The 23,102-nt window shown below is 55.0% G+C and carries 21 protein-coding genes; 8 read left to right on the top strand and 13 right to left on the bottom strand.

The genetic code is table 11. The features are described from left to right. Positions 1–23: 23 nt before the first annotated feature. The 8 genes from rseP to rpsB all read right to left on the bottom strand — a co-directional run bounded on the left by rseP (position 24) and on the right by rpsB (position 7,792). Positions 24–1,376: a sigma E protease regulator RseP gene (rseP, locus tag NUX24_RS19210; protein WP_214577025.1), complete on the bottom strand. Its 1,353-nt coding sequence runs from the start codon at positions 1,374–1,376 to the stop codon at positions 24–26. Between the two features lie 11 nt (positions 1,377–1,387). Then, on the bottom strand, positions 1,388–2,245 hold the full coding sequence (gene cdsA, locus NUX24_RS19205) for a phosphatidate cytidylyltransferase (RefSeq protein ID WP_023310457.1): 858 nt from the start codon (positions 2,243–2,245) through the stop codon (positions 1,388–1,390). A 12-nt stretch (positions 2,246–2,257) separates the two neighbouring features. Beyond that, entirely contained in the window at positions 2,258–3,016 is a 759-nt protein-coding gene (gene ispU, locus NUX24_RS19200; protein ID WP_047651476.1) for a (2E,6E)-farnesyl-diphosphate-specific ditrans,polycis-undecaprenyl-diphosphate synthase, read from the bottom strand. A gap of 186 nt (positions 3,017–3,202) precedes the next feature. Next, positions 3,203–4,402, bottom strand: a complete 1,200-nt coding sequence (gene ispC / locus NUX24_RS19195; RefSeq protein WP_047651477.1) for a 1-deoxy-D-xylulose-5-phosphate reductoisomerase — start codon at positions 4,400–4,402, stop codon at positions 3,203–3,205. Between the two features lie 95 nt (positions 4,403–4,497). Then, positions 4,498–5,055 (bottom strand): ribosome recycling factor, encoded by a 558-nt coding sequence (gene frr / locus NUX24_RS19190; protein WP_003856180.1) that lies wholly within the window; start codon positions 5,053–5,055, stop codon positions 4,498–4,500. Between the two features lie 167 nt (positions 5,056–5,222). Then, complete coding sequence (pyrH, locus tag NUX24_RS19185) at positions 5,223–5,948, bottom strand: UMP kinase (protein WP_008501910.1); 726 nt, start codon at positions 5,946–5,948, stop codon at positions 5,223–5,225. 149 nt (positions 5,949–6,097) lie between these two features. Further along, positions 6,098–6,949 carry a translation elongation factor Ts gene (tsf, locus tag NUX24_RS19180; protein WP_014882627.1) on the bottom strand — a complete coding sequence of 284 codons (852 nt, stop codon included), beginning with the start codon at positions 6,947–6,949 and terminating at the stop codon, positions 6,098–6,100. A gap of 117 nt (positions 6,950–7,066) precedes the next feature. Next, on the bottom strand, positions 7,067–7,792 hold the full coding sequence (rpsB, locus tag NUX24_RS19175; RefSeq protein WP_003856207.1) for a 30S ribosomal protein S2: 726 nt from the start codon (positions 7,790–7,792) through the stop codon (positions 7,067–7,069). A 321-nt stretch (positions 7,793–8,113) separates the two neighbouring features. On the opposite strand from rpsB, the gene map reads away from it, so the two are divergent. From map to NUX24_RS19155, 4 genes are all read left to right on the top strand, one after another. After that, entirely contained in the window at positions 8,114–8,908 is a 795-nt protein-coding gene (gene map, locus NUX24_RS19170; RefSeq protein WP_257833471.1) for a type I methionyl aminopeptidase, read from the top strand. A gap of 63 nt (positions 8,909–8,971) precedes the next feature. Then, a complete protein-coding gene (gene glnD, locus NUX24_RS19165) occupies positions 8,972–11,647 on the top strand; it encodes a bifunctional uridylyltransferase/uridylyl-removing protein GlnD (RefSeq protein ID WP_257833469.1) in 2,676 nt (891 codons plus the stop codon). A 32-nt stretch (positions 11,648–11,679) separates the two neighbouring features. Beyond that, complete coding sequence (gene dapD, locus NUX24_RS19160; RefSeq protein ID WP_008501915.1) at positions 11,680–12,504, top strand: 2,3,4,5-tetrahydropyridine-2,6-dicarboxylate N-succinyltransferase; 825 nt, start codon at positions 11,680–11,682, stop codon at positions 12,502–12,504. 111 nt (positions 12,505–12,615) lie between these two features. After that, on the top strand, positions 12,616–13,002 hold the full coding sequence (locus NUX24_RS19155) for a DUF3461 family protein (protein ID WP_014168696.1): 387 nt from the start codon (positions 12,616–12,618) through the stop codon (positions 13,000–13,002). A 92-nt stretch (positions 13,003–13,094) separates the two neighbouring features. Here the strand turns inward: NUX24_RS19155 and cdaR are convergent, their stop codons facing one another. The 3 genes from cdaR to dgt all read right to left on the bottom strand — a co-directional run bounded on the left by cdaR (position 13,095) and on the right by dgt (position 17,481). Then, positions 13,095–14,252 (bottom strand): DNA-binding transcriptional regulator CdaR, encoded by a 1,158-nt coding sequence (gene cdaR, locus NUX24_RS19150; protein ID WP_023310452.1) that lies wholly within the window; start codon positions 14,250–14,252, stop codon positions 13,095–13,097. Between the two features lie 146 nt (positions 14,253–14,398). Continuing rightward, positions 14,399–15,835 carry a serine endoprotease DegP gene (gene degP / locus NUX24_RS19145; protein ID WP_024907518.1) on the bottom strand — a complete coding sequence of 479 codons (1,437 nt, stop codon included), beginning with the start codon at positions 15,833–15,835 and terminating at the stop codon, positions 14,399–14,401. A gap of 131 nt (positions 15,836–15,966) precedes the next feature. Further along, positions 15,967–17,481 carry a dGTPase gene (gene dgt, locus NUX24_RS19140; protein ID WP_257833466.1) on the bottom strand — a complete coding sequence of 505 codons (1,515 nt, stop codon included), beginning with the start codon at positions 17,479–17,481 and terminating at the stop codon, positions 15,967–15,969. 82 nt (positions 17,482–17,563) lie between these two features. Between dgt and mtnN the strand changes: the two genes are divergently transcribed. Genes mtnN through NUX24_RS19125 form a run of 3 tightly spaced genes read left to right on the top strand, consistent with a single transcriptional unit; the run spans position 17,564 to position 19,706 of the window. Then, positions 17,564–18,262 carry a 5'-methylthioadenosine/S-adenosylhomocysteine nucleosidase gene (gene mtnN, locus NUX24_RS19135; protein ID WP_014882620.1) on the top strand — a complete coding sequence of 233 codons (699 nt, stop codon included), beginning with the start codon at positions 17,564–17,566 and terminating at the stop codon, positions 18,260–18,262. Beyond that, a complete protein-coding gene (gene btuF / locus NUX24_RS19130; protein ID WP_257833463.1) occupies positions 18,255–19,055 on the top strand; it encodes a vitamin B12 ABC transporter substrate-binding protein BtuF in 801 nt (266 codons plus the stop codon). The genes mtnN and btuF overlap by 8 nt, the downstream gene beginning before the upstream one ends. Positions 19,056–19,082: 27 nt before the next feature. Then, positions 19,083–19,706: a TRIC cation channel family protein gene (locus NUX24_RS19125; RefSeq protein ID WP_257833461.1), complete on the top strand. Its 624-nt coding sequence runs from the start codon at positions 19,083–19,085 to the stop codon at positions 19,704–19,706. A gap of 39 nt (positions 19,707–19,745) precedes the next feature. Here the strand turns inward: NUX24_RS19125 and erpA are convergent, their stop codons facing one another. Then, positions 19,746–20,093 carry an iron-sulfur cluster insertion protein ErpA gene (gene erpA / locus NUX24_RS19120; protein ID WP_047651481.1) on the bottom strand — a complete coding sequence of 116 codons (348 nt, stop codon included), beginning with the start codon at positions 20,091–20,093 and terminating at the stop codon, positions 19,746–19,748. 79 nt (positions 20,094–20,172) lie between these two features. Beyond that, positions 20,173–21,573, bottom strand: a complete 1,401-nt coding sequence (gene clcA / locus NUX24_RS19115; protein WP_257833458.1) for a H(+)/Cl(-) exchange transporter ClcA — start codon at positions 21,571–21,573, stop codon at positions 20,173–20,175. 177 nt (positions 21,574–21,750) lie between these two features. On the opposite strand from clcA, the gene hemL reads away from it, so the two are divergent. Next, on the top strand, positions 21,751–23,031 hold the full coding sequence (gene hemL / locus NUX24_RS19110) for a glutamate-1-semialdehyde 2,1-aminomutase (protein WP_257833457.1): 1,281 nt from the start codon (positions 21,751–21,753) through the stop codon (positions 23,029–23,031). The last annotated feature ends 71 nt before the right edge of the window (positions 23,032–23,102 follow it).

The following is a 23,102-nucleotide window of genomic DNA, read 5'->3' as shown; positions in this document are numbered from 1 at the left end:
TATGCGTTCTTCCTAACACTCTCTTACAACCGAGAGAAATCATTGAAAAGTGCAAGCCCCATTAACAGCACCAGCAAAATCGAGCCAATGCGATAACTAAAGTCTTGAACTCGCTCGGATACCGGTCCGCCTTTTAGCTTTTCAATCGCTAAAAACAGCAGATGACCCCCGTCTAAAACGGGAAGCGGGAACAGGTTGATTATCCCAAGGTTCACGCTAATGAGCGCGAGGAACATGAGATAGTAAATCACCCCGAATTCCGCTGACATCCCAGCCCCCTGAGCAATCGAAATTGGCCCACTGAGGTTGTTCAGTTTCACATCACCGGTTATCAATTTCCCCAACATGTTGACCGTCAGCTTCATCAGTTGCCATGTTTTATCCGTGGCTTCAAGGATGGCGCTGAACGGCCCATACTGGCGTATTGTCTTGTACTCATCTGGCAGCGGGATCACTTTTGGCACAACGCCTGCAAACCCTTCTGCCTTTTTGCCGACCGACTTCGAATCCGGGATCAGCGTCAGCGAAAGCGGACTGCCCTGCCTTTCAACTTCCAGCGCGAGAGACGTTCCCGGATTATCGCGCACCAGAGTAACAAAGGTCATCCACTCTGTTAATGGCTGACCATCGACTTTAACGATCCTGTCGCCCGCTTGCAAACCTGCTTTGCTCGCCGCCGAATTTGCCTGTACTTCGGCTAATACCGGCTCGATCTGCGCGCCGCGTGGACGAATGCCCAGCGCAGCGACGGGATCCTCTTTGTCTGGCTCGAAACGCCAGTGACGTAAATCAAGTACTTTGTCCTGACGCGTATCTGAACCAAACGGCGATACGCTGATGGTGGTCTGCGGATCGCCAATTTTGGCTACCAGCTGCAGTCGCACGGCATCCCAATCAGGGGTTTCGATGCCATCAATCGCTTTAAGTTCCATCCCGGATGTAATTTGCGCACTCGCCGCGATGGAGTTGGGGGCAATTTCACCTACCACAGGACGTACGCCAGGGACGCCGATGATAAACACCAGCCAGTAAGCAAAAATCGCAAAGATGAAGTTGGCTACCGGTCCGGCAGCGATGATGGCAGCGCGTTGTCCAACGGTTTTATTGTTGAATGCGCTGTGTCGCAGCTCAGGAGCGACAGGCTCGACGCGTTCGTCGAGCATTTTGACGTAGCCGCCCAGCGGGATAAGGGCGATGACAAATTCCGTGCCGTGGCGGTCGGTGCGCGTCCAGAGTGATTTCCCAAAACCGATGGAAAATCGCTCTACGCGCACGCCACAGCGGCGAGCAACCCAGAAATGGCCAAATTCATGCACGGTAATCAGTACACCCAGTGCAACAATGAACGCCGCCAGATTCCAGAGAATGCTCAGCATAAAACCTTCCGTTAAATCGTCCCGAATACCAGTAAAAGCAAACACGCAAACACTGGAACAGCCGCTGTCAGGCTATCAATGCGATCCAGTATACCGCCATGCCCTGGAATTAGATGTCCGCTGTCCTTAATACCTGCTTCACGCTTAAACATACTTTCGGTTAAATCACCGAGCACGGAGGCAAGCGCAGCAAAAATCGAGCACACCAGCAGTATTGAAGGTGCCACTTCAAGATTCGCCCAGACGCCGTAGCCCCAGGAGATGATCGCTGCCGTAAACAGGCCGCCGATGAATCCTTGCCAGGTTTTGCCCGGAGAAACCTTCGGTGCCAGCTTATGTTTGCCAAACAGTTTACCAAACATATAGGCCCCGGAGTCAGCCCCCCAGACCAGAATCATCACATAAAGCAGCCAGATCGCACCGCTGTAGTGGTTTTCGTCGTAGTGCCAGGCCCGCAGCGCAACCATACCCCAGAAAAAAGGAATAATGGTGAGCAAGCCAAAAATCAGTCGCAGCACTTTTGAATTACGCCATAATGCCGCGGACCCCGGATAAAAAAGAACCAGCAGCAGCGCTGCAACCCACCAGGCCAACGATATCCACAAGGAACCGGCAACCAGGGGCTGGTGAATATCATGGTGATATTCAGGCAACGTAAACAGCATTATGGCCAGGATAAAGCCACAAAGTACCGCAAGCCATACTCGCTGAGTGCGCGAGGTAAAGCCGCTAAACTGTCCCCATTCCCACGCGGCCAGCATGCACACCACCAGCGTGACAATAGCGAATCCCACCGGGGGCAGTAAAAACAGCGCCGCAATGACAATGGGTATTAATACAAAAGCGGAAATCAGGCGATACTTCAGCAAAAGCTACCCCCATCAGGCGTTGTCGCCACCAGGCTCGGTGCCGCCGAAACGACGCTCTCGATTGGCAAAGGCATGCAGCGCACCTTCAAAGTCTTGTTCATCAAAATCGGGCCAAAGAACATCCGTAAAGTAAAGTTCGGCATAGGCAATTTGCCATATCAAAAAGTTACTTATGCGATGTTCCCCCCCTGTCCTAATTACCAAATCCACAGGTGCCTGTTCATTCATGCAGATTTGCTTGCTCAGCGCCTCTTCATCAATTTGGTCGGGTCTCAACAGCCCTTCCTGAACCTGTTCGGCCAGATGCCGAACGCCCTGGATAATATCCCAGCGTCCGCCGTAATTCGCCGCAATATTCAGCGTCAGACCGGTATTGTTCTCCGTCAGCGCTTCTGCTTTACGAATCCGTTCCTGCAAACGTGAGTTAAAACGACTGGTATCGCCAATGATACGCAGGCGGACGTTGTGGCGGTGCAGGCTTTTTACTTCGCTGTCTAGGGCCCACACAAACAATTCCATCAACGCAGTCACTTCCTGCAGAGGACGATTCCAGTTTTCACTGCTAAAAGCATAGAGCGTTAACGCATCAATGCCGTTGTTGGCGGCAAAAGAAACGGCGCGGCGAACGGATTTCGCCCCCGCTTTATGCCCAAAGGCTCGTATCTTCCCTTGTCTTTTCGCCCAGCGGCCATTGCCATCCATAATGATTGCTACATGACGGCAGCCATGAGCTGGCAAATTTTCGCTTATTGGTTGATTCGCAGACAACATAACGCGTTTTTTGTCCCTGAAAAGGATTTAACGGTACTCAGGAATACTGAAGCCTATACATAAAAAAGCCGTGTCAAACCACGGCTCACCTGACCACATTAAGTCAAATACCTGCGATCAGGTGGCGCAGACTATATCACTGAAGCCCAACGCTAACAAATAGCACGACGACTAGTGCTTGCTTTATCACCAGCTTGCGAGACGTGTCACCTGTTGGCGTGCAATATTACGCGCAGCTGCATCCACCGCCAGCACCTCTTCCACGCTTTGTGGTTCGCGCAAATCCATCATGTCCAGTACCGATAAATTAAGCGATGCGATATCGGTGAAACGAATTTGCTGATTCAGAAATGCCTCAACGGTAATTTCATTGGCTGCATTAAGTGCCGTCGTCGCCGCCTGCCCGTGGTCAAAGGCATTCATCGCAAGCTTCAGACAAGGATAGCGGTCATAGTCTGGTTCACTGAACGTCAGGGAACTTAGCTTGCAGAAATCAAGCGGCTTCACGCCGGATTTCACTCGATTTGGCCACGCCATTGAATGGGCAATTGGCGTACGCATGTCCGGCTCGCCCAGCTGTGCCAGCACGCTGCCATCCTGGTAACGCACCATCGAGTGAATCACCGATTGCGGGTGAATCAGTACTTCCATCTGTTTCGCTGACGCATTAAACAGCCAGCGCGCTTCAATGTATTCCAGACCTTTGTTCATCATGGTGGCAGAATCAACGGAAATTTTACGCCCCATCGACCAGTTCGGATGACGGCACGCCTGATCGGGTGTCATTGCACGCAGTTCAGACAGTGGCGTTTCACGGAATGGGCCACCAGACCCGGTAAGCAGGATAGACACTACGCCATTCTGCTCCAGGTCAGCGTACCCCAGGTTCTGTTGAAAAGGTTGCGGTAAACTCTGAAAAATCGCGTTGTGTTCGCTGTCGACCGGCAAAAGACGCGCCCCACGCTGCTTCACCGCCTCCATGAACAGGCGTCCGCAGGTGACCAGCGACTCTTTATTGGCCAGCAGAACATCCTTACCGGCATCAATCGCGGCAAGCGTGGGCAGCAGCCCTGCCGCGCCGACAATGGCCGCCATCACCTGATCCACCTCATCCAGCGCCGCCATCTCGCAGGCCGCCTGCTGGCCGCTCAGCACCTCGGTTCGACTGCCCTTTTCACGCAGCTGTGCTTTCAGCAGACGCGCGCTCTCTTCGTCATCCATCACCGCATAGCGGGGCGCAAACTCCAGGCACTGCTCGACCATTCGCTGCACATTCTTACCGGCGACCAGCGCTGTCACGGTGTAAAGTTCAGGATTATGGCGAACGACGTCGAGAGTGCTGCAACCGATAGAGCCGGTTGAGCCGAGGAGTGTTAAATGCTTCATGAGATGCCCGAAAAAAGTTAGACCAGATAAAAGCAAAACGCCGCCAGCAAGACCCGAAGTCCCTCTGAACGGCGTTTATCAGTGTACGACAGAAATCAGAACTGCATCAGTTCCGCTTCTTTTTCTGCCAGCGCCGCATCAATTTTCTTGATGGCCGCGTCGGTCATTTTCTGAATGTCGTCCTGAGAACGACGATCGTCATCTTCGCTGATCTCTTTTTCTTTCAGCAGCGCTTTCACTTTATCGTTCGCGTCGCGACGTACGTTACGCACGGATACACGACCCTGCTCAGCTTCGCCACGAACCACTTTGATCAGGTCTTTACGACGTTCTTCCGTCAGCGGAGGCAGTGGAACGCGGATGTCTGCGCCCGCAGAGCTTGGGTTCAGTCCGAGGTCAGAGGCCATAATCGCTTTCTCAACGGCCGGGCTCATAGAGCGGTCGAACACGTTGATTTTCAGCGTACGGGTATCTTCCACCGTGACGCTCGCCAGCTGACGCAGAGGCGTTGGCGTACCGTAGTATTCTACAATGATGCCATCCAGCAGGCTCGGGGACGCACGGCCAGTACGGATTTTGCTGATTTGGTTTTTGAACGCTTCTACGCATTTGTCCATGCGTACTTCAGCATCTTTTCTGATGTCGTTAATCACGTTACGAATCCTTGAAAACTTGTCTCAGGCAGACTATCCGCCAGCACAGCGCTACAGGTGTGCTAAGTATAGTCGCGTTTAATTCATGACAACGCCAAAGGCGCGCCCGGGTAAGATACCACTACAAAATAAAGCGGAATCTTACCTGTATTTATCGTTAACGGAAATTATTCCGTGATCAAAGTGCCTTCTTTTTCGCCCATGACCACGCGACGCAGTGCGCCAGGTTTGTTCATGTTGAAGACACGGATCGGCAGTTTGTGGTCGCGAGCCAGCGTGAAGGCGGCAAGATCCATCACTTTCAGCTCTTTATCCAGCACTTCGCTGTAGCTCAGCTGATCGTACATGGTGGCAGAAGGATCTTTTGCCGGGTCGGCAGTAAACACGCCGTCTACTTTGGTCGCTTTCAGCACCACATCGGCTTCGATCTCGATACCGCGCAGGCAGGCAGCGGAATCGGTCGTAAAGAACGGGTTACCCGTACCGGCGGAGAGGATCACCACGCGGTTGTTGCGCAGCAGGCTGATGGCTTCCGCCCAGCTGTAATTATCGCATACGCCATTCAGGGGAATCGCGGACATCAGGCGGGCGTTCACATAAGCGCGATGCAGCGCGTCACGCATTGCCAGGCCATTCATCACGGTTGCCAGCATACCCATGTGGTCGCCCACAACGCGGTTCATCCCTGCTTTCGCCAGACCAGCACCACGGAAAAGGTTGCCACCGCCAATGACCACGCCAACCTGGATGCCCAGTTCGACCAGTTCTTTGATTTCCTGTGCCATGCGATCAAGGATGCTTGCGTCAATACCGAAGCCTTCCGATCCCTGCAGCGCTTCGCCACTCAGCTTAAGCAGAATGCGTTTGTACACGGGTTTTGCATTGGTAGCCATGTTTCTTTCCTGAGACTGTCAACGATTAAGATGGGGTTAATTCTGGCGACATGATATGCCGCAAATCAGCACAGCGATACTGGAGCCTGTCTGATTTCCTGTGACGGGTGACAAAAAGAAGCCGCCCTCAGGCGGCTCCTTTTCAATCATTAAGACTGCTTGGACATTGCAGCAACTTCTGCTGCGAAGTCAGTCTCAACTTTCTCGATGCCTTCGCCCACTTCGAAGCGGATGAAGCCAGTTACGTCAGCGTTGTGCTCTTTCAGCAGCTGAGCAACAGACTTGCTTGGGTCCATTACGAATGGCTGGCCAGTCAGAGAAACTTCGCCGGTGAATTTCTTCATGCGGCCTTCAACCATTTTCTCTGCGATTTCTTTTGGCTTACCAGACTGCATCGCGATGTCCAGCTGAACCTGGTACTCTTTCTCTACCACTTCAGCAGACACGTCTTCTGGCTTAACGAATTCTGGTTTGCTTGCAGCGATGTGCATAGCCAGCTGTTTAACCAGCTCTTCGTCTGCACCTTTAGCCGCAACCAGAACACCGATACGTGCACCGTGCTGGTAAGAGCCCAGAACGTCGCCTTCCAGAGAAGATACGCGACGGATGTTGATGTTCTCACCGATTTTAGCAACCAGCGCAACACGTTCTTCTTCGAACTGTGCTTTCAGAACTTCAACGTCAGTGATTTTACCAGCAACAGCTGCGTCCAGAACTTTGTTAGCAAATGCCTGGAAACCACCATCTTTAGCAACGAAGTCAGTCTGGCAGTTAACTTCCAGAATGATGCCGTAGTTGCCGTCGATCTTAGTGATGATCACGCCGTCAGCAGCAACGTTGCCTGCTTTTTTAGCTGCTTTGATCGCACCGGATTTACGCATGTTTTCGATTGCCAGCTCTATGTCGCCGTTCGCTTCAGTCAGCGCTTTTTTGCAATCCATCATGCCTGCGCCAGTACGCTCGCGCAGCTCTTTTACCAGGGATGCGGTAATTTCAGCCATTCTTAAATCCTCGGGAGATGTGAACTGCCCGGCCGGGGGCCAAACAGTGTAAATTGAAAAAAGGGGCCGGTAATGGGCCCCTATTCATACACGGTACTAATAAGGGGTAAAACCTTATTATTCAGCTTCTACGAAGCTTTCTTCCGCCTGAGAAGCCAGATCCTGGGAACGGCCTTCACGAACGGTAGCAGCTACAGCGCTCAGGTACAGGCTAACAGCACGGATTGCGTCGTCGTTACCCGGGATAACGAAGTCAACACCGTCCGGATCGGAGTTGGTATCAACGATAGCGAACACCGGGATACCCAGGTTGTTAGCTTCTTTGATTGCGATGTGCTCGTGGTCTGCATCGATTACGAACAGCGCGTCTGGCAGGCCGCCCATATCTTTGATACCGCCCAGGCTGTTTTCCAGCTTGTCCAGTTCACGAGTGCGCATCAGCGCTTCTTTCTTAGTCAGCTTGTCGAAAGTACCGTCCTGAGACTGGGTTTCCAGATCTTTCAGGCGTTTGATGGACTGACGAACAGTTTTCCAGTTGGTCAGCATGCCGCCCAACCAGCGATGGTTCACGAAGAACTGGTCGCAGCTGTTAGCAGCATCTTTCACAGCTTCGCTTGCAGCGCGCTTAGTACCAACGAACAGAATCTTACCTTTACGGGAAGAGATCTTGTTCAGCTCAGCCAGGGCTTCGTTGAACATTGGTACAGTTTTCTCAAGGTTGATGATGTGAACTTTGTTACGTGCGCCGAAGATGAAAGGCTTCATTTTCGGGTTCCAGTAACGGGTCTGGTGACCAAAGTGAACACCAGCCTTGAGCATGTCGCGCATGGAAACAGTTGCCATGTTTAAAACCTCTATATTGAAAGTTGGGGTTATGCCTCCACGTATCCCATATTACCGACCCCGAAGGGCACCCCGGAATATGTGCCGATACGTGTGTGTTGTTACACAAAGTGAGATTTGTCGCTCCCGTCCAGCCTGTGTATCTGAGATGAATCGGAAGTCCGGCGCGCTTTATACCACAAAACACGACCAGAAACCAACTGTTGTTGGCGTAGTGTGCTGTTAATGATTCTCAATTTGGCACGGAGCGTGCCTGACTGATACCATTGACGACACTTAGACTAGTATTGTCGAAAAAATCGACACCGATGGACAGATTACATGGCTATCTCTATTAAGACACCTGAAGAAATTGAAAAGATGCGCGTCGCCGGTCGTCTGGCCGCGGAAGTGCTGGAAATGATCGAGCCGTTCGTGAAGCCGGGCGTCAGCACCGGTGAACTGGACCGTATCTGTAACGACTATATCGTGAACGAGCAGCACGCGATTTCCGCCTGCCTCGGCTACCACGGTTTCCCGAAATCCGTCTGCATCTCTATTAATGAAGTGGTGTGCCACGGCATCCCGGACGATGAAAAACTGCTGAAAGACGGCGACATCGTCAACATTGACGTGACCGTTATTAAAGACGAGTACCACGGTGACACCTCAAAAATGTTCATCGTTGGCAAGCCGACGATTCTTGGCGAACGTCTGTGCAAAGTGACGCAAGAGAGCCTCTACCTGGCACTGAAAATGGTGAAGCCGGGTATTCGCCTGCGTACCATCGGTGCGGCGATCCAGAAGTTTGTCGAAGCAGAAGGTTTCTCCGTGGTGCGCGAGTACTGCGGTCACGGCATTGGTCGCGTCTTCCATGAAGAACCGCAGGTCCTGCACTATGATGCAGATGACGGCGGCGTGGTGCTGCAAAAAGGCATGACCTTTACCATTGAGCCGATGGTCAACGCGGGTGACTATCGCATCCGTACCATGAAAGACGGCTGGACGGTGAAAACCAAAGACAGAAGCTTGTCTGCGCAGTACGAGCATACTATTGTGGTAACAGACAACGGCTGCGAAATTATGACGTTGCGCAAGGATGACACCATCCCGGCGATACTGACGCACGATGAATGATAAAAAAGCCGGCAAATGCCGGCTTTTTTAATGGCTATAGCTTTTTCTTATGGGTGGCGCACGATGAGTAATCTTTTACCCGAACAGTATGCTAACACAGCACTTCCCACCCTCCCCGACCAGCCCGATAACCCGGGCGTCTGGCCGTCGCACGAGCTGACCTGCGCGCATATTAAAGCCCATATGGATGTTTTCCATCGCTGGCTGGGCAGCGCCTTCGACGCAGGCGTGTCGGCCGAGCAGCTCATTGAAGCGCGCACCGAATTTATCGACCAGCTCCTGCAGCGCCTGTGGATCGATTACGGGTTTGGGCAAATCAACGACGTTGCGCTGGTTGCCGTCGGGGGCTATGGCCGCGGTGAGCTGCATCCTCTTTCCGATATCGATCTCCTGATCCTAAGCCGCAAAAAGCTGCCGGACGAACAGGCGCAAAAAATTGGCGAACTGCTGACGCTGCTCTGGGACGTAAAGCTGGAAGTCGGCCACAGCGTGCGTACCCTGGAAGAGTGTCTGCTGGAAGGGTTATCGGACCTGACCGTCGCCACCAACCTGATTGAAACGCGCCTGCTGATCGGTGACGTCGCTCTGTTCCTGGAGCTGCAAAAACACATCTTCAGCGATGGCTTCTGGCCGTCAGAAAAGTTCTTCGCCGCGAAGGTCGAGGAGCAAAATCAGCGCCACCAGCGCTACCACGGCACCAGCTATAATCTTGAACCCGATATTAAAAGCAGCCCCGGCGGCCTGCGCGACATCCACACCCTGCAGTGGGTCGCCCGCCGCCATTTTGGCGCCACCTCGATGGACGAGATGGTCGGCTTCGGCTTTTTAACCGAGGCCGAGCGTAACGAGCTGAACGAGTGCCTGCACCTGCTGTGGCGCATCCGGTTTGCTCTGCATCTGGAAGTCACCCGCTACGATAACCGCCTGCTGTTTGACCGCCAGCTCAGCGTGGCTCAGCGCCTGAATTATCAGGGCGAAGGCAACGAGCCGGTTGAGCACATGATGAAGGATTTCTTCCGCGTCACCCGCCGGGTGACCGAGCTGAACCAGATGCTGTTGCAGCTGTTCGACGAGGCCATTCTGGCCCTAACGGCGGACGAAAAACCGCGCCCGATTGATGACGAATTCCAGCTGCGCGGCACGCTTATCGACCTGCGCGACGAAACGCTGTTCATCCGCGAGCCGGAAGCGATTCTGCGGATGTTCTATACCATGGTGCGCAACAGCACCATCACCGGGATCTACTCCACCACCCTGCGTCATCTGCGCCATGCGCGCCGTCATCTGACGCAGCCGCTGTGCTATATCCCGGAAGCGCGCTCGCTGTTCCTGAGCATGCTCCGCCATCCGGGCGCCGTCAGCCGCGGGCTGCTGCCGATGCACCGCCACAGCGTGCTGTGGGCCTATATGCCACAGTGGTCCCACATTGTCGGGCAAATGCAGTTCGATCTGTTCCACGCCTACACGGTGGATGAACATACGATCCGCGTGATGCTCAAGCTGGAAAGCTTTGCGAAAGAAGAGACGCGCTCCCGCCATCCGCTCTGCGTGGAGCTGTGGCCGCGCCTGACCCATCCGGAACTGATCCTGATTGCCGCCCTGTTCCACGATATCGCCAAAGGTCGCGGCGGTGACCATTCGGTGCTGGGCGCGCAGGACGTACTGAAATTTGCCGAACTGCACGGCCTGAACTCGCGTGAAACGCAGCTGGTGGCCTGGCTGGTGCGCCATCACCTGCTGATGTCGGTCACAGCCCAGCGTCGTGACATTCAGGATCCGGAAGTGATCAAGCAGTTCGCGGAAGAGGTTCAGACGGAAAACCGTCTGCGCTATCTGGTCTGCCTGACGGTGGCCGATATCTGCGCCACCAACGAGACCCTGTGGAACAGCTGGAAGCAGAGCCTGCTGCGCGAGCTGTACTTCGCCACCGAAAAACAGCTGCGTCGCGGGATGCAAAACACCCCGGACATGCGCGAGCGCGTGCGTCATCACCAGCTCCAGGCGCTAGCGCTGCTGCGGATGGATAACATTGATGAAGAGGCACTGCATCAGATTTGGGCCCGCTGCCGCGCCAACTATTTTGTCCGCCATAGCCCAAACCAGCTTGCGTGGCACGCGCGGCATCTGCTCAAGCACGATCTATCCCAGCCGATGATCCTGCTGAGCCCGCAGGCCACCCGCGGCGGGACGGAGATTTTCATCTGGAGCCCGGACCGACCTTATCTGTTTGCTGCGGTCTGCGCCGAGCTGGACAGGCGTAACCTGAGCGTTCACGACGCGCAGATTTTCACCACCCGCGACGGCATGGCGATGGATACCTTTATCGTGCTTGAGCCGGACGGCAGCCCGCTCTCGTCGGACAGGCATGAAGGGATACGTTTTGGTCTGGAACAGGCGATTACCCAGCGCAGCTGGCAGCCCCCGCAGCCGCGTCGCCAGCCGGCGAAATTGCGCCACTTTACCGTCGATACCGAGGTCAACTTCCTGCCGACCCACACCGACCGTAAATCGTTCCTGGAGCTGATCGCGCTCGACCAGCCAGGGCTGCTTGCCCGCGTCGGCCAGGTTTTTGCCGATCTGGGAATTTCGCTCCATGGGGCCCGAATTACAACGATTGGCGAGCGAGTAGAAGATTTATTTATAATCGCCACAGCGGACCGGCGTGCCCTTAATAATGACCTGCAGCTTGAAGTGCAACAACGGTTGACAGCAGCCCTCAATCCAAACGATAAAGGGTGATATGTTTTTTAGTGAAATGGAAAGAGTAAACAATGCAGCAGTTACAGAACGTTATTGAGTCCGCTTTTGAGCGTCGCGCCGAGATTACCCCGGCAAATGTGGATACCGTGACCCGTGAAGCGGTAAACCAGGTGATTTCCCTTCTGGATTCCGGCGCGCTGCGCGTGGCAGAAAAAATCGACGGTCAGTGGGTCACTCATCAATGGCTGAAGAAAGCCGTGCTGCTCTCTTTCCGTATCAACGATAACCAGGTTATCGACGGAGCAGAAAGCCGCTACTTCGATAAAGTGCCAATGAAATTCGCTGACTACGACGAAGCGCGTTTCCAGAAAGAAGGCTTCCGCGTGGTACCGCCTGCGGCGGTTCGTCAGGGTGCGTTCATCGCACGCAACACCGTGCTGATGCCATCCTACGTGAACATCGGTGCCTACGTTGACGAAGGCACCATGGTTGATACCTGGGCGACCGTCGGTTCATGCGCGCAGATCGGTAAAAACGTTCACCTGTCCGGCGGCGTGGGCATCGGTGGTGTTCTGGAGCCACTGCAGGCTAACCCGACCATCATCGAAGACAACTGCTTCATCGGCGCGCGCTCTGAAGTGGTTGAAGGCGTGATCGTGGAAGAAGGCTCCGTGATCTCCATGGGCGTTTACATCGGTCAGAGCACCCGTATTTACGACCGTGAAACCGGTGAAGTTCACTACGGTCGCGTTCCGGCGGGCTCCGTGGTGGTTTCCGGCAACCTGCCGTCAAAAGATGGCAAATACAGCCTGTACTGTGCGGTTATCGTGAAGAAAGTGGATGCGAAAACGCGCGGTAAAGTGGGCATCAACGAATTGCTGCGCACCATCGATTAATCGGGTATAACAAAAAGCGGGGGCAACCCCGCTTTTTTTATATCTGAGGGTGGCGAAAATAGATTTTTTCGTTAATTATTCAAAGGTTATGTTGAGATCAAGGGTACCGCTATGTACGATAATCTGAAAAGTCTGGGCATTACCAATCCTGATGAAATTGATCGTTACAGCCTCCGTCAGGAAGCCAATAACGATATTCTGAAAATCTATTTTCACAAGGACAAAGGAGAGTTTTTCGCCAAAAGCGTGAAGTTTAAATATCCACGCCAGCGTAAGACCGTTGTGGCTGACGGTGTAGGACAGGGCTACAAAGAAGTACAGGAAATCAGCCCTAACCTGCGCTATGTGATCGATGAACTCGATCAGATCTGCCAGCGCGACCGCACCGAAGTCGATCTCAAGCGTAAGATCCTTGACGATCTGCGTCACCTTGAAAGCGTTGTAACTAATAAGATCAGCGAAATTGAAGCGGATCTTGAGAAATTAACGCGGAAATAAAAGCAAAGCGGCAATCCTTGATTGCCGTTTTTAGTGTTTGCGCCCTCTCCCCGTGGGAGAGGGATGGGGTGAGGGCACCAGACCGCACTCAGTCATCTTTGCTCGTCAAGTTGCAGCGCCACATACAGCAGCAGCCTGTCGTCAAAGTTTCCCAGATCCAGCCCCGTCAGCTCCGAAATCCGGTTTAACCGATACTCAAGCGTATTGCGGTGAATAAACAGCGCCTTTGAGGTCGCCAGCGGCTGCACGTTATGGCGGAACCACGCCTGCAGCGTCCGGCGCAGCAGGCCGTTGTTGTCCATGGCTTTCAGACGCGCTAATGGCCGCGCCAGCTCATTGGCCTGCCAGCCCCCGCGCAGGCTGTCGAGCAGCACCGGCAGCATCAGATCCTGATAGAAATAGCTGCGGCTCTCCGGCATCCGCTGCTTGCCCACCATCATGGTGGTGCGCGCGGTACGCCAGGAGCGGGCGATACTGCCCGGCCCGGTAAAGTAGTTGCCCAGCGCAACGCGAAAACGCAGCTGACCGTTCTCCTCCATCCGGGAGATCAGCTGCTCCACGCGACGACGATGATCGTCGGCATCCCAGCGGCCGAACGCATTGAGCGCCGGCTTGAGGACCACCATTTCCGTCAGGGAGACTATCGCCACCAGGTTATCGCGCTCCGGCGTCGCCAGCGCATTTTGCAGCTGCTGCAGCTCGGCCATCGCGCTGTCCACGCCAAGCTGGCCGCTATCCACCTCAATGACCGCCACCACGCGCGGCTGATTTAAATCGATCCCCAGACGCTGCGCCCATTCGCTGAGCGCAGGCGTATGCTCTTCCGCCTGAATAAGGTTCATCACCAGCTCTTCACGCAGGCGGCTGTCCTGGGCAAGCAGGTGCATCAGGCGCGACTGCTCCAGCATCATCTCCGCCGTCATACAGACCAGCTCGCCGTATTTTCGCAGTGACTCAGGCTCGCCGGTGAGGCCGATTACCCCCACAATTTCGCCTTCAAGGCGCAGCGGTAAATTGATGCCCTGACGTACGCCGTGCAGGTGTTTCGCTACCGCATCGTCGATATCCACGACCCGCCCCTGAGACAGCACCAGCAGCGCGCCTTCGTGCAATTCCCCAATACGCTCGCGATCGCCGCTGCCAATAATGCGCCCGCGGGCATCCATTACGTTGATATTGGTATCAATGATGCGCATGGTGCGCGCCACGATATCCTGCGCCATTTTGGTATCAAGATGCCAGCCAGCCATGTAACCCTCCCGTGAGCAGAGCTCAAGCATAGGGAAGTTCAGCGACGGCTGCATTGTGCGAATGCACAAAGAGAGAGGGAGAAGTATGGAGTTGTGGCAAGAATCACAGAAACGATAAAGCCCCTGCGAACAGGGGCTTAAGAGAATTACTGCATCAGCAGATAAAGAGAGGTATCACCACGCTGGATATTCAGCGCCAGCACGGAAGGCTTGCTGTCGAGAATTTTGCGCAGTTCAGCGATGTTTTTCACCGGCTGCTGGTTAGCGCCCATGATCACATCGCCTTTTTTCAGACCGATACGGGCTGCCGGTGAATTCGCTTTCACATTGTTCACCACCACGCCTTTGTCTGCGCCTTTATTGCTCATCTCGGCACCTTCAATCCCGCTGAAGATAGTGCTGGAATCCACCTGATTCTGGCTGCTCTGCTGCAGCTCCAGGCTCACGTTAACCGGCTTACCGTCGCGCAGCAGGCCGAGGGTGACTTTACTGCCAATCGGCATCGAGCCCACTTCGGCACGCAGGGCGGCAAAGCTGCTGATCGGCTTACCGTTCAGGGAGGTGATTACATCCCCCGCTTTAATGCCCGCTTTCGCCGCAGATGAATTCGGCATCACCTGGCTGACGAATGCCCCGCGCTGGGCGTCAACCTTCATCGCCTTAGCCAGTTCGGAGTTCAGCTCCGTACCGAGGATACCCAGCTCGCCGCGTTTCACCTGGCCATACTGCACCATCTGCGCGGTCAGGTTTTTCACCATGTTACTCGGGATAGCAAAACCGATACCGATGTTGCCGCCGTCCGGAGCCAGGATCGCGGTGTTGATACCGATCAGCTCACCGTTCAGGTTCACCAGCGCACCGCCGGAGTTACCGCGGTTGATCGCCGCATCCGTCTGGATGAAGTTTTCGTAGTTCTCGGCATTGAGGCCGCTACGGCCCAACGCAGAGACGATACCCGAGGTCACGGTTTCACCCAGACCGAACGGGTTACCGATCGCCACGGTATAGTCGCCCACGCGCAGCGCGTCGGAGTCGGCAATTTTAATCGCCGTCAGGTTTTTCGGATCCTGAATCTGGATCAGCGCGATGTCGGAGCGCGGGTCTTTACCCACCACTTTGGCGTCAAACTTACGGCCATCGCTCAGCTGAACCTTAATGCTGTTCGCGTTATCGACAACGTGGTTGTTGGTGACGACATAGCCTTTTGCCGCATCAATAATTACCCCCGAGCCAAGCGCCATGAATTTCTGCTGCTGGCCGCCGCCCTGGCTGTCATCCCCGGCACCGCCGCCCTGACAGAACGGAGAGCTCTGGAATGGCGAACCGTCCTGGCAGAACGGCGAGTTGTCGCCGAAGAACTGCTGGAAGTTACGCGGCATACGCGGCGTATTGACGGTCGTGCTGCCCTCAACGTTAATACTCACCACCGATGGCATCACTTTTTCGAGCATCGGTGCCAGGCTTGGCATCTGCTGCGCGGTTGCTGCCGACGACGCGGTCTCAGCTGCAGTAGCAGTCAGAGGGGACAGCGCTAAACCTAAACTCAGAGCCAGTGCACTCATTGCTAATGTGGTTTTTTTCATGTTTCTCAATCTCGATTTACAGGTAACGCAAAATTGCTGTGTAACTCAGATTCATTTTATACCGCTTAGTTCCGGCGATAAGTTTATGGAAAAGGTAAAAATTTATTGGCCGTCTTTACAAAACTCCGGCGTTATTCCACCGCCATCAGCTTGCGGTATTCATCCCAGGCATACAAATCCGTCATGCCGCTGATATAGTCCTGGATAAGACGGCAGCGATAATAATATTCCATTACCGGCCATTGGGGAGAGTGGCGTTCCAGCTTGCCAATCGCTTCGACATACGCCAGACGATGCCGGGTAGAGAGTTTTTGATAAAGCCGCGATTCGATAGGTATTCTGCGCACGCGCTCGTGTTCCACCAGTTCGCTGAATTCGTCGACGGACAGCTGGAGCAGCGGGGAATAAATTTCCAGTAACCCACTGATTACCCGATAGCCCTGCAGCTCTAGCTGTTCAACATCCGGGTGGCTGAATACATGCCGCATCGCCACATGTTTATAAAGCTCAAGGAGCTGGCTGAAACTGCTGTCATCTTCCAGCAGCGCGTGGTTGAATTCCCCGCTGAAAATAAGCGGCAAATTATCAATAAAACGCGACGCCGCATACGGCACCAGTTTATTTAATGTATTGACCCGCAAATACATAAAGAACTGGTCTTCCGTACTGCGGCTTAATGTATTTGAGCGCGATTTTTCCCAGGCATTTTCGACAACCTGCGCAAACAGCGAGCCTTTTTCATGGGTGCCCCAGGCCGTATAAAGATGCTGATAAAGCTCCTCGACGCTGAAGATTCTTTTCTCCACGGCATCTTCCAGATCGGCAACGCAATAGGAAATATCATCGGCGGCTTCCATAATCCAGGTCAATGGAAAGCGGCCATTTGCAGTCAATGAAAGTTCTTTACGTAACCGCTCAATATAGGCCTCTTCAGAAAGGTAATAGCCCGGTTTTTTCATGAGATAACTGTGGGACGTGGGCGTATCCCCCATCCACCACGCGGGGCGCGTGTATTTCAGAATGCAGCCGACCTGGGCCCAGGTCAGGTTCATGCGCATCAGGGAATGAACCAGCCGGATCCCCTGCGCGTTGCCCTCGAAGTGACATAAATCCTGGCGCACCTTGCGGCGCAAATCGTTCAGCCCCTCTTCACCTTCACGCAGGCGTAAATCGCGTACGATACAGCGGTCGTCGCTGAGGGGCTGGCTTACCGCATCCGAAGGGAAAAGCCGCTGCTTAAACCAGTCATTGATAGCCGCCTCACCAAAGTGACCAAAAGGCGGGTTGCCGATGTCATGCATCAGGCAGGCCATCTCAACGATGCTCTCGAAGGGCCCCGTCAGCTCGTCCAGACCATAGGTTTCCAGTAAACGCTGCTCTTTGAGACGGCTCAAAATCTCTTTGGCAATATAGCGCCCGACCTGCTGCACTTCCATGGAGTGGGTTAAGCGCGTGCGCACCGCGGCGTTACGCTCCAGCGGGAACACCTGAGTTTTTTGCTGCAGACGTCGGATGGCTGGCGAGTTAATGATCCGCCCGCGATCGCTTTCGAAGATACGCAGGATCTCATGTTCGCTCTTGTCGCCCTGCGGCGAACGGAAACGTCGGTGCCAGTTAATTTTGGTGCGAAAATCGATTGGTGACATGTGCTCCCCCGCGTGAGAATGCGTTTCCCCTTAACCGCATGATAGACTATGCATCTTAACAAGGCACATCGCGAGTAAATCTATGAAAATCGGCATTATTGGTGCAATGGAAGAAGAAGTTACGCTGCTGCGTGACAAAATTGAGAACCGTCAGACCCTCTCTCTGGGGGGTTGTGAGATCTACACCGGCCAGCTGAACGGTGTTGACGTGGCTCTGCTGAAATCAGGCATCGGTAAAGTGGCTGCTGCGCTGGGTGCAACCCTGCTGCTTGAGCGCTGCAAGCCGGACGTGATCGTGAATACCGGCTCTGCGGGCGGCCTGGCGCCGACGCTGAAAGTGGGCGATATCGTTGTCTCCGACGAAGCGCGTTACCACGATGCCGACGTCACCGCGTTTGGCTACGAGTACGGTCAGCTACCGGGCTGTCCTGCTGGTTTTAAAGCTGACGACAAACTGATTGCGGCGGCAGAGACCTGCATCGCAGAACTCAACCTCAACGCGGTACGCGGTCTGATTGTCAGCGGTGATGCCTTCATCAACGGCTCCGTTGGGCTGGCGAAAATCCGTCATAACTTCCCTCAGGCGGTTGCCGTTGAGATGGAAGCGACAGCGATCGCTCATGTTTGCCATAACTTCAGCGTACCCTTCGTGGTGGTTCGCGCCATCTCTGACGTGGCAGACCAGCAGTCCCACATCAGCTTCGACGAGTTCCTGACCGTTGCGGCAAAACAGTCCACCGTGATGGTGGAGCGCCTGGTGCAGAATCTGGCACGTGGCTAAACATACCTTCAGGGCGCTTGCCGCCCTGCTTCTTCTCGCACCGCTGTGGCTCTATGCGTTACCGCGCGTGATTACCCTCTCTCCCGCAAACACGGAACTGGCGTTTGCCGCCGGGATCACGCCCGTTGGCGTGAGTAGCTTTTCGAATTATCCCCCCCAGGCGGCCAGCATTGAGCAGGTCGCGACCTGGCAAGGTATGAATCTCGAGCGCATTGTGGCGCTTAAGCCTGACCTCGTGCTGGCCTGGCGTGGCGGCAATGCCGAGCGGCAGGTCAACCAGCTCACCTCGCTTGGCATAAAAGTGATGTGGATTGATGCCGTCAGCATTGAACAAGTCGCTCAGGCGCTACGCTCTCTCGCCCCTTATAGCCCAACCCCCAAAAAAGCCGAGAGCGCAGCGAAACAGATGCTCAGTGACTATGCTGCGCTGAAATCCCGATACGATACCCCTGTTAAAAAGCGCATCTTCCTGCAGTTTGGCAGCCAGCCGCTGTTCACCACCGGAAAAGGGTCGATTCAGAACCAGGTGCTGGAAGTCTGCGGCGGTGAAAACATCTTTGCCGCCAGCCGGGTGCCGTGGCCTCAGGTGAGCCGCGAGCAGGTCCTGGCGCGCCGGCCGCAGGCCATCGTCGTGGTCGGAAATGCGAGCGAGATTCCTAAAATTGAACAATTCTGGCAAAGGCAGCTAAAAATTCCGGTGATCCCACTCAACAGCGACTGGTTTGAACGCGCCAGCCCGCGTATTATCCTCGCCGCAAAACAGCTCTGTGCCGCCCTGGCAGAGAGTCACTAACATAAGACCCTTTTCGAGGATTTAACGATGCTCGTTTATTGGCTGGATATTCTTGGCACAGCCGTTTTTGCTATCTCCGGCGTTCTGCTCGCCGGAAAACTACGCATGGATCCGTTTGGCGTGCTGGTGCTGGGCGTCGTGACCGCCGTTGGCGGCGGAACTATCCGCGATATGGCGCTGGCGAATGGCCCGGTGTTTTGGGTGAAAGATCCTACCGATCTGGTGGTCGCGATGGTCACCTGCCTGTTAACCATTGTACTGGTTCGCCAGCCTCGCCGCTTACCCAAGTGGATATTGCCGGTACTGGATGCCGTCGGTCTGGCCGTGTTTGTTGGTATTGGCGTCAATAAGGCGTTTAATGCCGGTACCGGTCCGATGGTGGCAATCTGCATGGGCGTATTAACCGGCGTGGGCGGTGGGATCATACGCGACATTCTGGCGCGTGAAGTGCCGATGATCCTGCGTACTGAAATTTACGCAACGGCCTGCATTGTGGGCGGGATTGTTCACGCTACCGCGTACTACACCTTTGCCCTCCCGCTGGAAAATGCCGCGATGCTGGGGATGGTGGTCACGCTGGTGATACGTTTAGCGGCGATACGCTGGCATCTGAAGCTACCGACGTTTGCGCTGGATGATAATGGCAAGTAAAAGCAAAACGGTAACCGCCAGGTTACCGTTTTTTGGTCATCAGATGCTGAACGACGAACCACATCCGCAGGTGCTGGTTGCGTTCGGGTTAGTCACAACAAAGCGTGAACCTTCCAGACCTTCAGTGTAATCCACCGAACCGCCTACCAGATATTGCAGGCTCATCGGGTCAACCACCAGCGCGACGCCCTGTTTCTCGATAGTCATATCGCCATCGTTAACCTGATCGTCAAAGGTAAAACCATACTGGAAGCCGCTGCAGCCGCCACCGGTAATATAAACACGCAGTTTCAGATCCGGATTGTCTTCGTCGGCAATCAGGTTTTTCACTTTGTTGGCTGCTGCTTCGGTAAATTCGAGCGGTACAGCTACTACGTCATCACTCATCTTATGCTCCCATGAATACTGCTATTGGGCAAAATTCACCCAATTCTTTATGTCATTATCTAATACCCTGGTAATTCATTCAAGTATTCTGCGCGGCGGCCCGCTCCGCCTCTTGTTTTGCCAGGGTACGCGCAAGGATGGTGGAGTATAGCGGTTTTCCACCCAGGAACTGGGCTAATAGTGTCGCGCCGAGACAGGTAATGATCATTGGCAAAATGAGCTGGTAATTATCCGTCATCTCCAGCACCAGCACGATGCCAGTCAACGGCGCACGCAGGGACGCGGCCAGCAGCGCGCCCATTCCGGCCACCGCAAACGTCCCGGCTTCAAGGTTATAGGCGGGAAAGCCCACTTCAGCCGCCATACCAAACGCAGTCCCCAGCAGCGTGCCCAGCGCCAGCATCGGGGCAAAAATCCCGCCGGGTGCACCGGAGGAGAAACACAACACCGTTGTGATGACGCGTGAAATAAACATAAACAGCAGCAGACCCACGCTGAAATTCCCCGCCGCCGCAATGGGAATCAGCCCGAACCCGCCGCCTGCGGCATTCGGCTCGATAAACCCGAGTACGCCACACATGCCACCCAGCAGGCCGCCCATCAGCACCCATTTGGTCGTATTCCCGCCGTGAATGCGCTGGAACATATCCTGGGCGCGCAGGATAAAGGTGTTAAACAGCGGCCCCACCACGCCAAAAATCATGCCGAGGATCAGGTAAAGCCACAGGGTGTTAACCGGCGCGTTGGTCAGTTTACCCACCTCAATGACCGCCCCTTCGCCATTAAAGATGCGAAACACGATGCTCGACATAATGACGCCGGTAAACACCGCTTTAATCGAGATCAGGTTGTAGCGAAACTGCGCGCGCATCTCTTCGATGATAAACAAAATGCCCGCCAGCGGCGCGTTAAACGCGGCGGAAAGCCCCGCCGCCGCACCGGTTGCCAGCAGCGTATGGCGCGCTTCGGCGCTGCGCATCCGAAACAGATCGCCCACCATGCGGCCGACGTTCCCGCCCAGCTGAACCGTAGGCCCTTCCCGGCCAAGAACCATCCCTGCGCCCAGCGTACCCATGCCGCCGATAAATTTCACCGGGATGACGCGCCACCAGCGCACCGGACGCAGCTCCTCCAGCGCGCCTTCAATTTCCGGAATGCCGGACCCGCCCGCCTCCGGCGCAAATTTACGCACCAGAAAATACCCCACCATGGCAAACAGCGCGGACAGCCCGAATGCCCACACCCAGACCAGCCATTCGCTGTCGGCAAAACCGGCCACGGTGCCCACTCGCCAGTTGAGTACGGCATTAACCGCTTTTTCAAACGCTACGCCAACCAGGCCCGCGAGAGTGCCCACCACGGCAGCGGCCAGCAGGATCGCCAGCGGCGTTTTATCGCGATTGAGCAGCCGCCGAATGCTGATTCGGTGCTGGGCCCGCGTAAACTGTTGTTCTTCAAAAGATGGAGAATCTGATTTCATGTTCTGTTCTTATTCGTCATACAAAAACCCGTAAGGATTTTACCAGAGACGACCCTACCGTCTCCTGAAAATTACTTAACAAATCTTAAAGCATTGCCCGGCTAAAAATTTCATAACCTTCCCCGAATCACTTAGAATAGTGGGCTTAACCATTTTATTCGAACCAGGAACGACGCCATGAGCAAGTCTGAAAACCTCTACAGTGCAGCCCGCGAGCTTATTCCGGGTGGCGTGAACTCACCTGTGCGCGCCTTCACCGGCGTGGGCGGTACGCCGCTGTTTATCGAACGTGCTGACGGCGCGTATCTGTATGATGTCGATGGCAAGGCCTATATCGATTATGTGGGTTCCTGGGGACCGATGGTGCTGGGACACAACCACCCGGCCATTCGTAACGCGGTGATTGAAGCCGCCCAGCGCGGCCTGAGCTTCGGTGCGCCAACCGAAATGGAAGTGAAAATGGCGGAGCTGGTGACTGAACTGGTGCCTACCATGGACATGGTGCGCATGGTGAACTCAGGTACCGAAGCGACCATGAGCGCCATCCGCCTGGCGCGCGGTTTTACCGGTCGCGATAAAATCATCAAGTTTGAAGGCTGTTACCACGGTCATGCGGACTGCCTGCTGGTGAAAGCCGGTTCCGGCGCGCTGACGCTCGGCCAGCCGAACTCCCCGGGCGTACCGGCAGATTTCGCGAAGCATACCCTGACCTGCACCTACAACGATCTTGCTACCGTTCGCGCGGCGTTCGAGCAGTATCCGCAGGAGATCGCCTGCATCATCGTTGAGCCGGTCGCCGGCAACATGAACTGTATCCCACCGCAGCCTGACTTCCTGCCGGGCCTGCGCGCCCTGTGCGATGAGTTCGGTGCGCTGCTGATTATCGATGAAGTCATGACCGGCTTCCGCGTGGCGCTGGCGGGTGCCCAGTCATATTACGGCGTTGAGCCGGATCTCACCTGTCTGGGTAAAATCATCGGCGGCGGCATGCCCGTCGGCGCATTCGGTGGTCGTAAGGACGTCATGGAAGCCCTGGCGCCAACCGGCCCGGTTTACCAGGCGGGTACGCTCTCCGGTAACCCCATCGCCATGGCGGCGGGCTTTGCCTGCCTGACCGAAGTGGCTCAGCCGGGCATACACGAAACCCTGACCGGCCTGACCACGCAGCTGGCAAACGGTCTGCTGGAAGCCGCAGAAGAAGCCGGTATTCCGCTGGTGGTCAACCACGTGGGCGGCATGTTCGGGATTTTCTTCACCGATGCGAAAACCGTGACCTGCTATCAGGACGTGGTGAAGTGCGACGTTGAGCGCTTCAAGCGCTTCTTCCACCTGATGCTGGAAGAAGGCGTGTACCTTGCACCGTCAGCGTTCGAAGCGGGCTTTATGTCGGTGGCGCACAGCGAAGATGATATCAACAACACCATCGACGCCGCGCGTAAGGTGTTTACGAAGCTCTAAGATGTGCGGCTTGATGCCCTCACCCCAACCCTCTCCCATGAGGAGAGGGAGCAAACACTAAAACGGCAATC

The organism is Enterobacter sp. HG048 (assembly GCF_024702055.1).
GTDB lineage: Bacteria > Pseudomonadota > Gammaproteobacteria > Enterobacterales > Enterobacteriaceae > Enterobacter > Enterobacter dykesii.
Note: the sequence above shows the minus strand (reverse complement) of the source record. Positions and strands in the feature narration are given on the sequence as shown.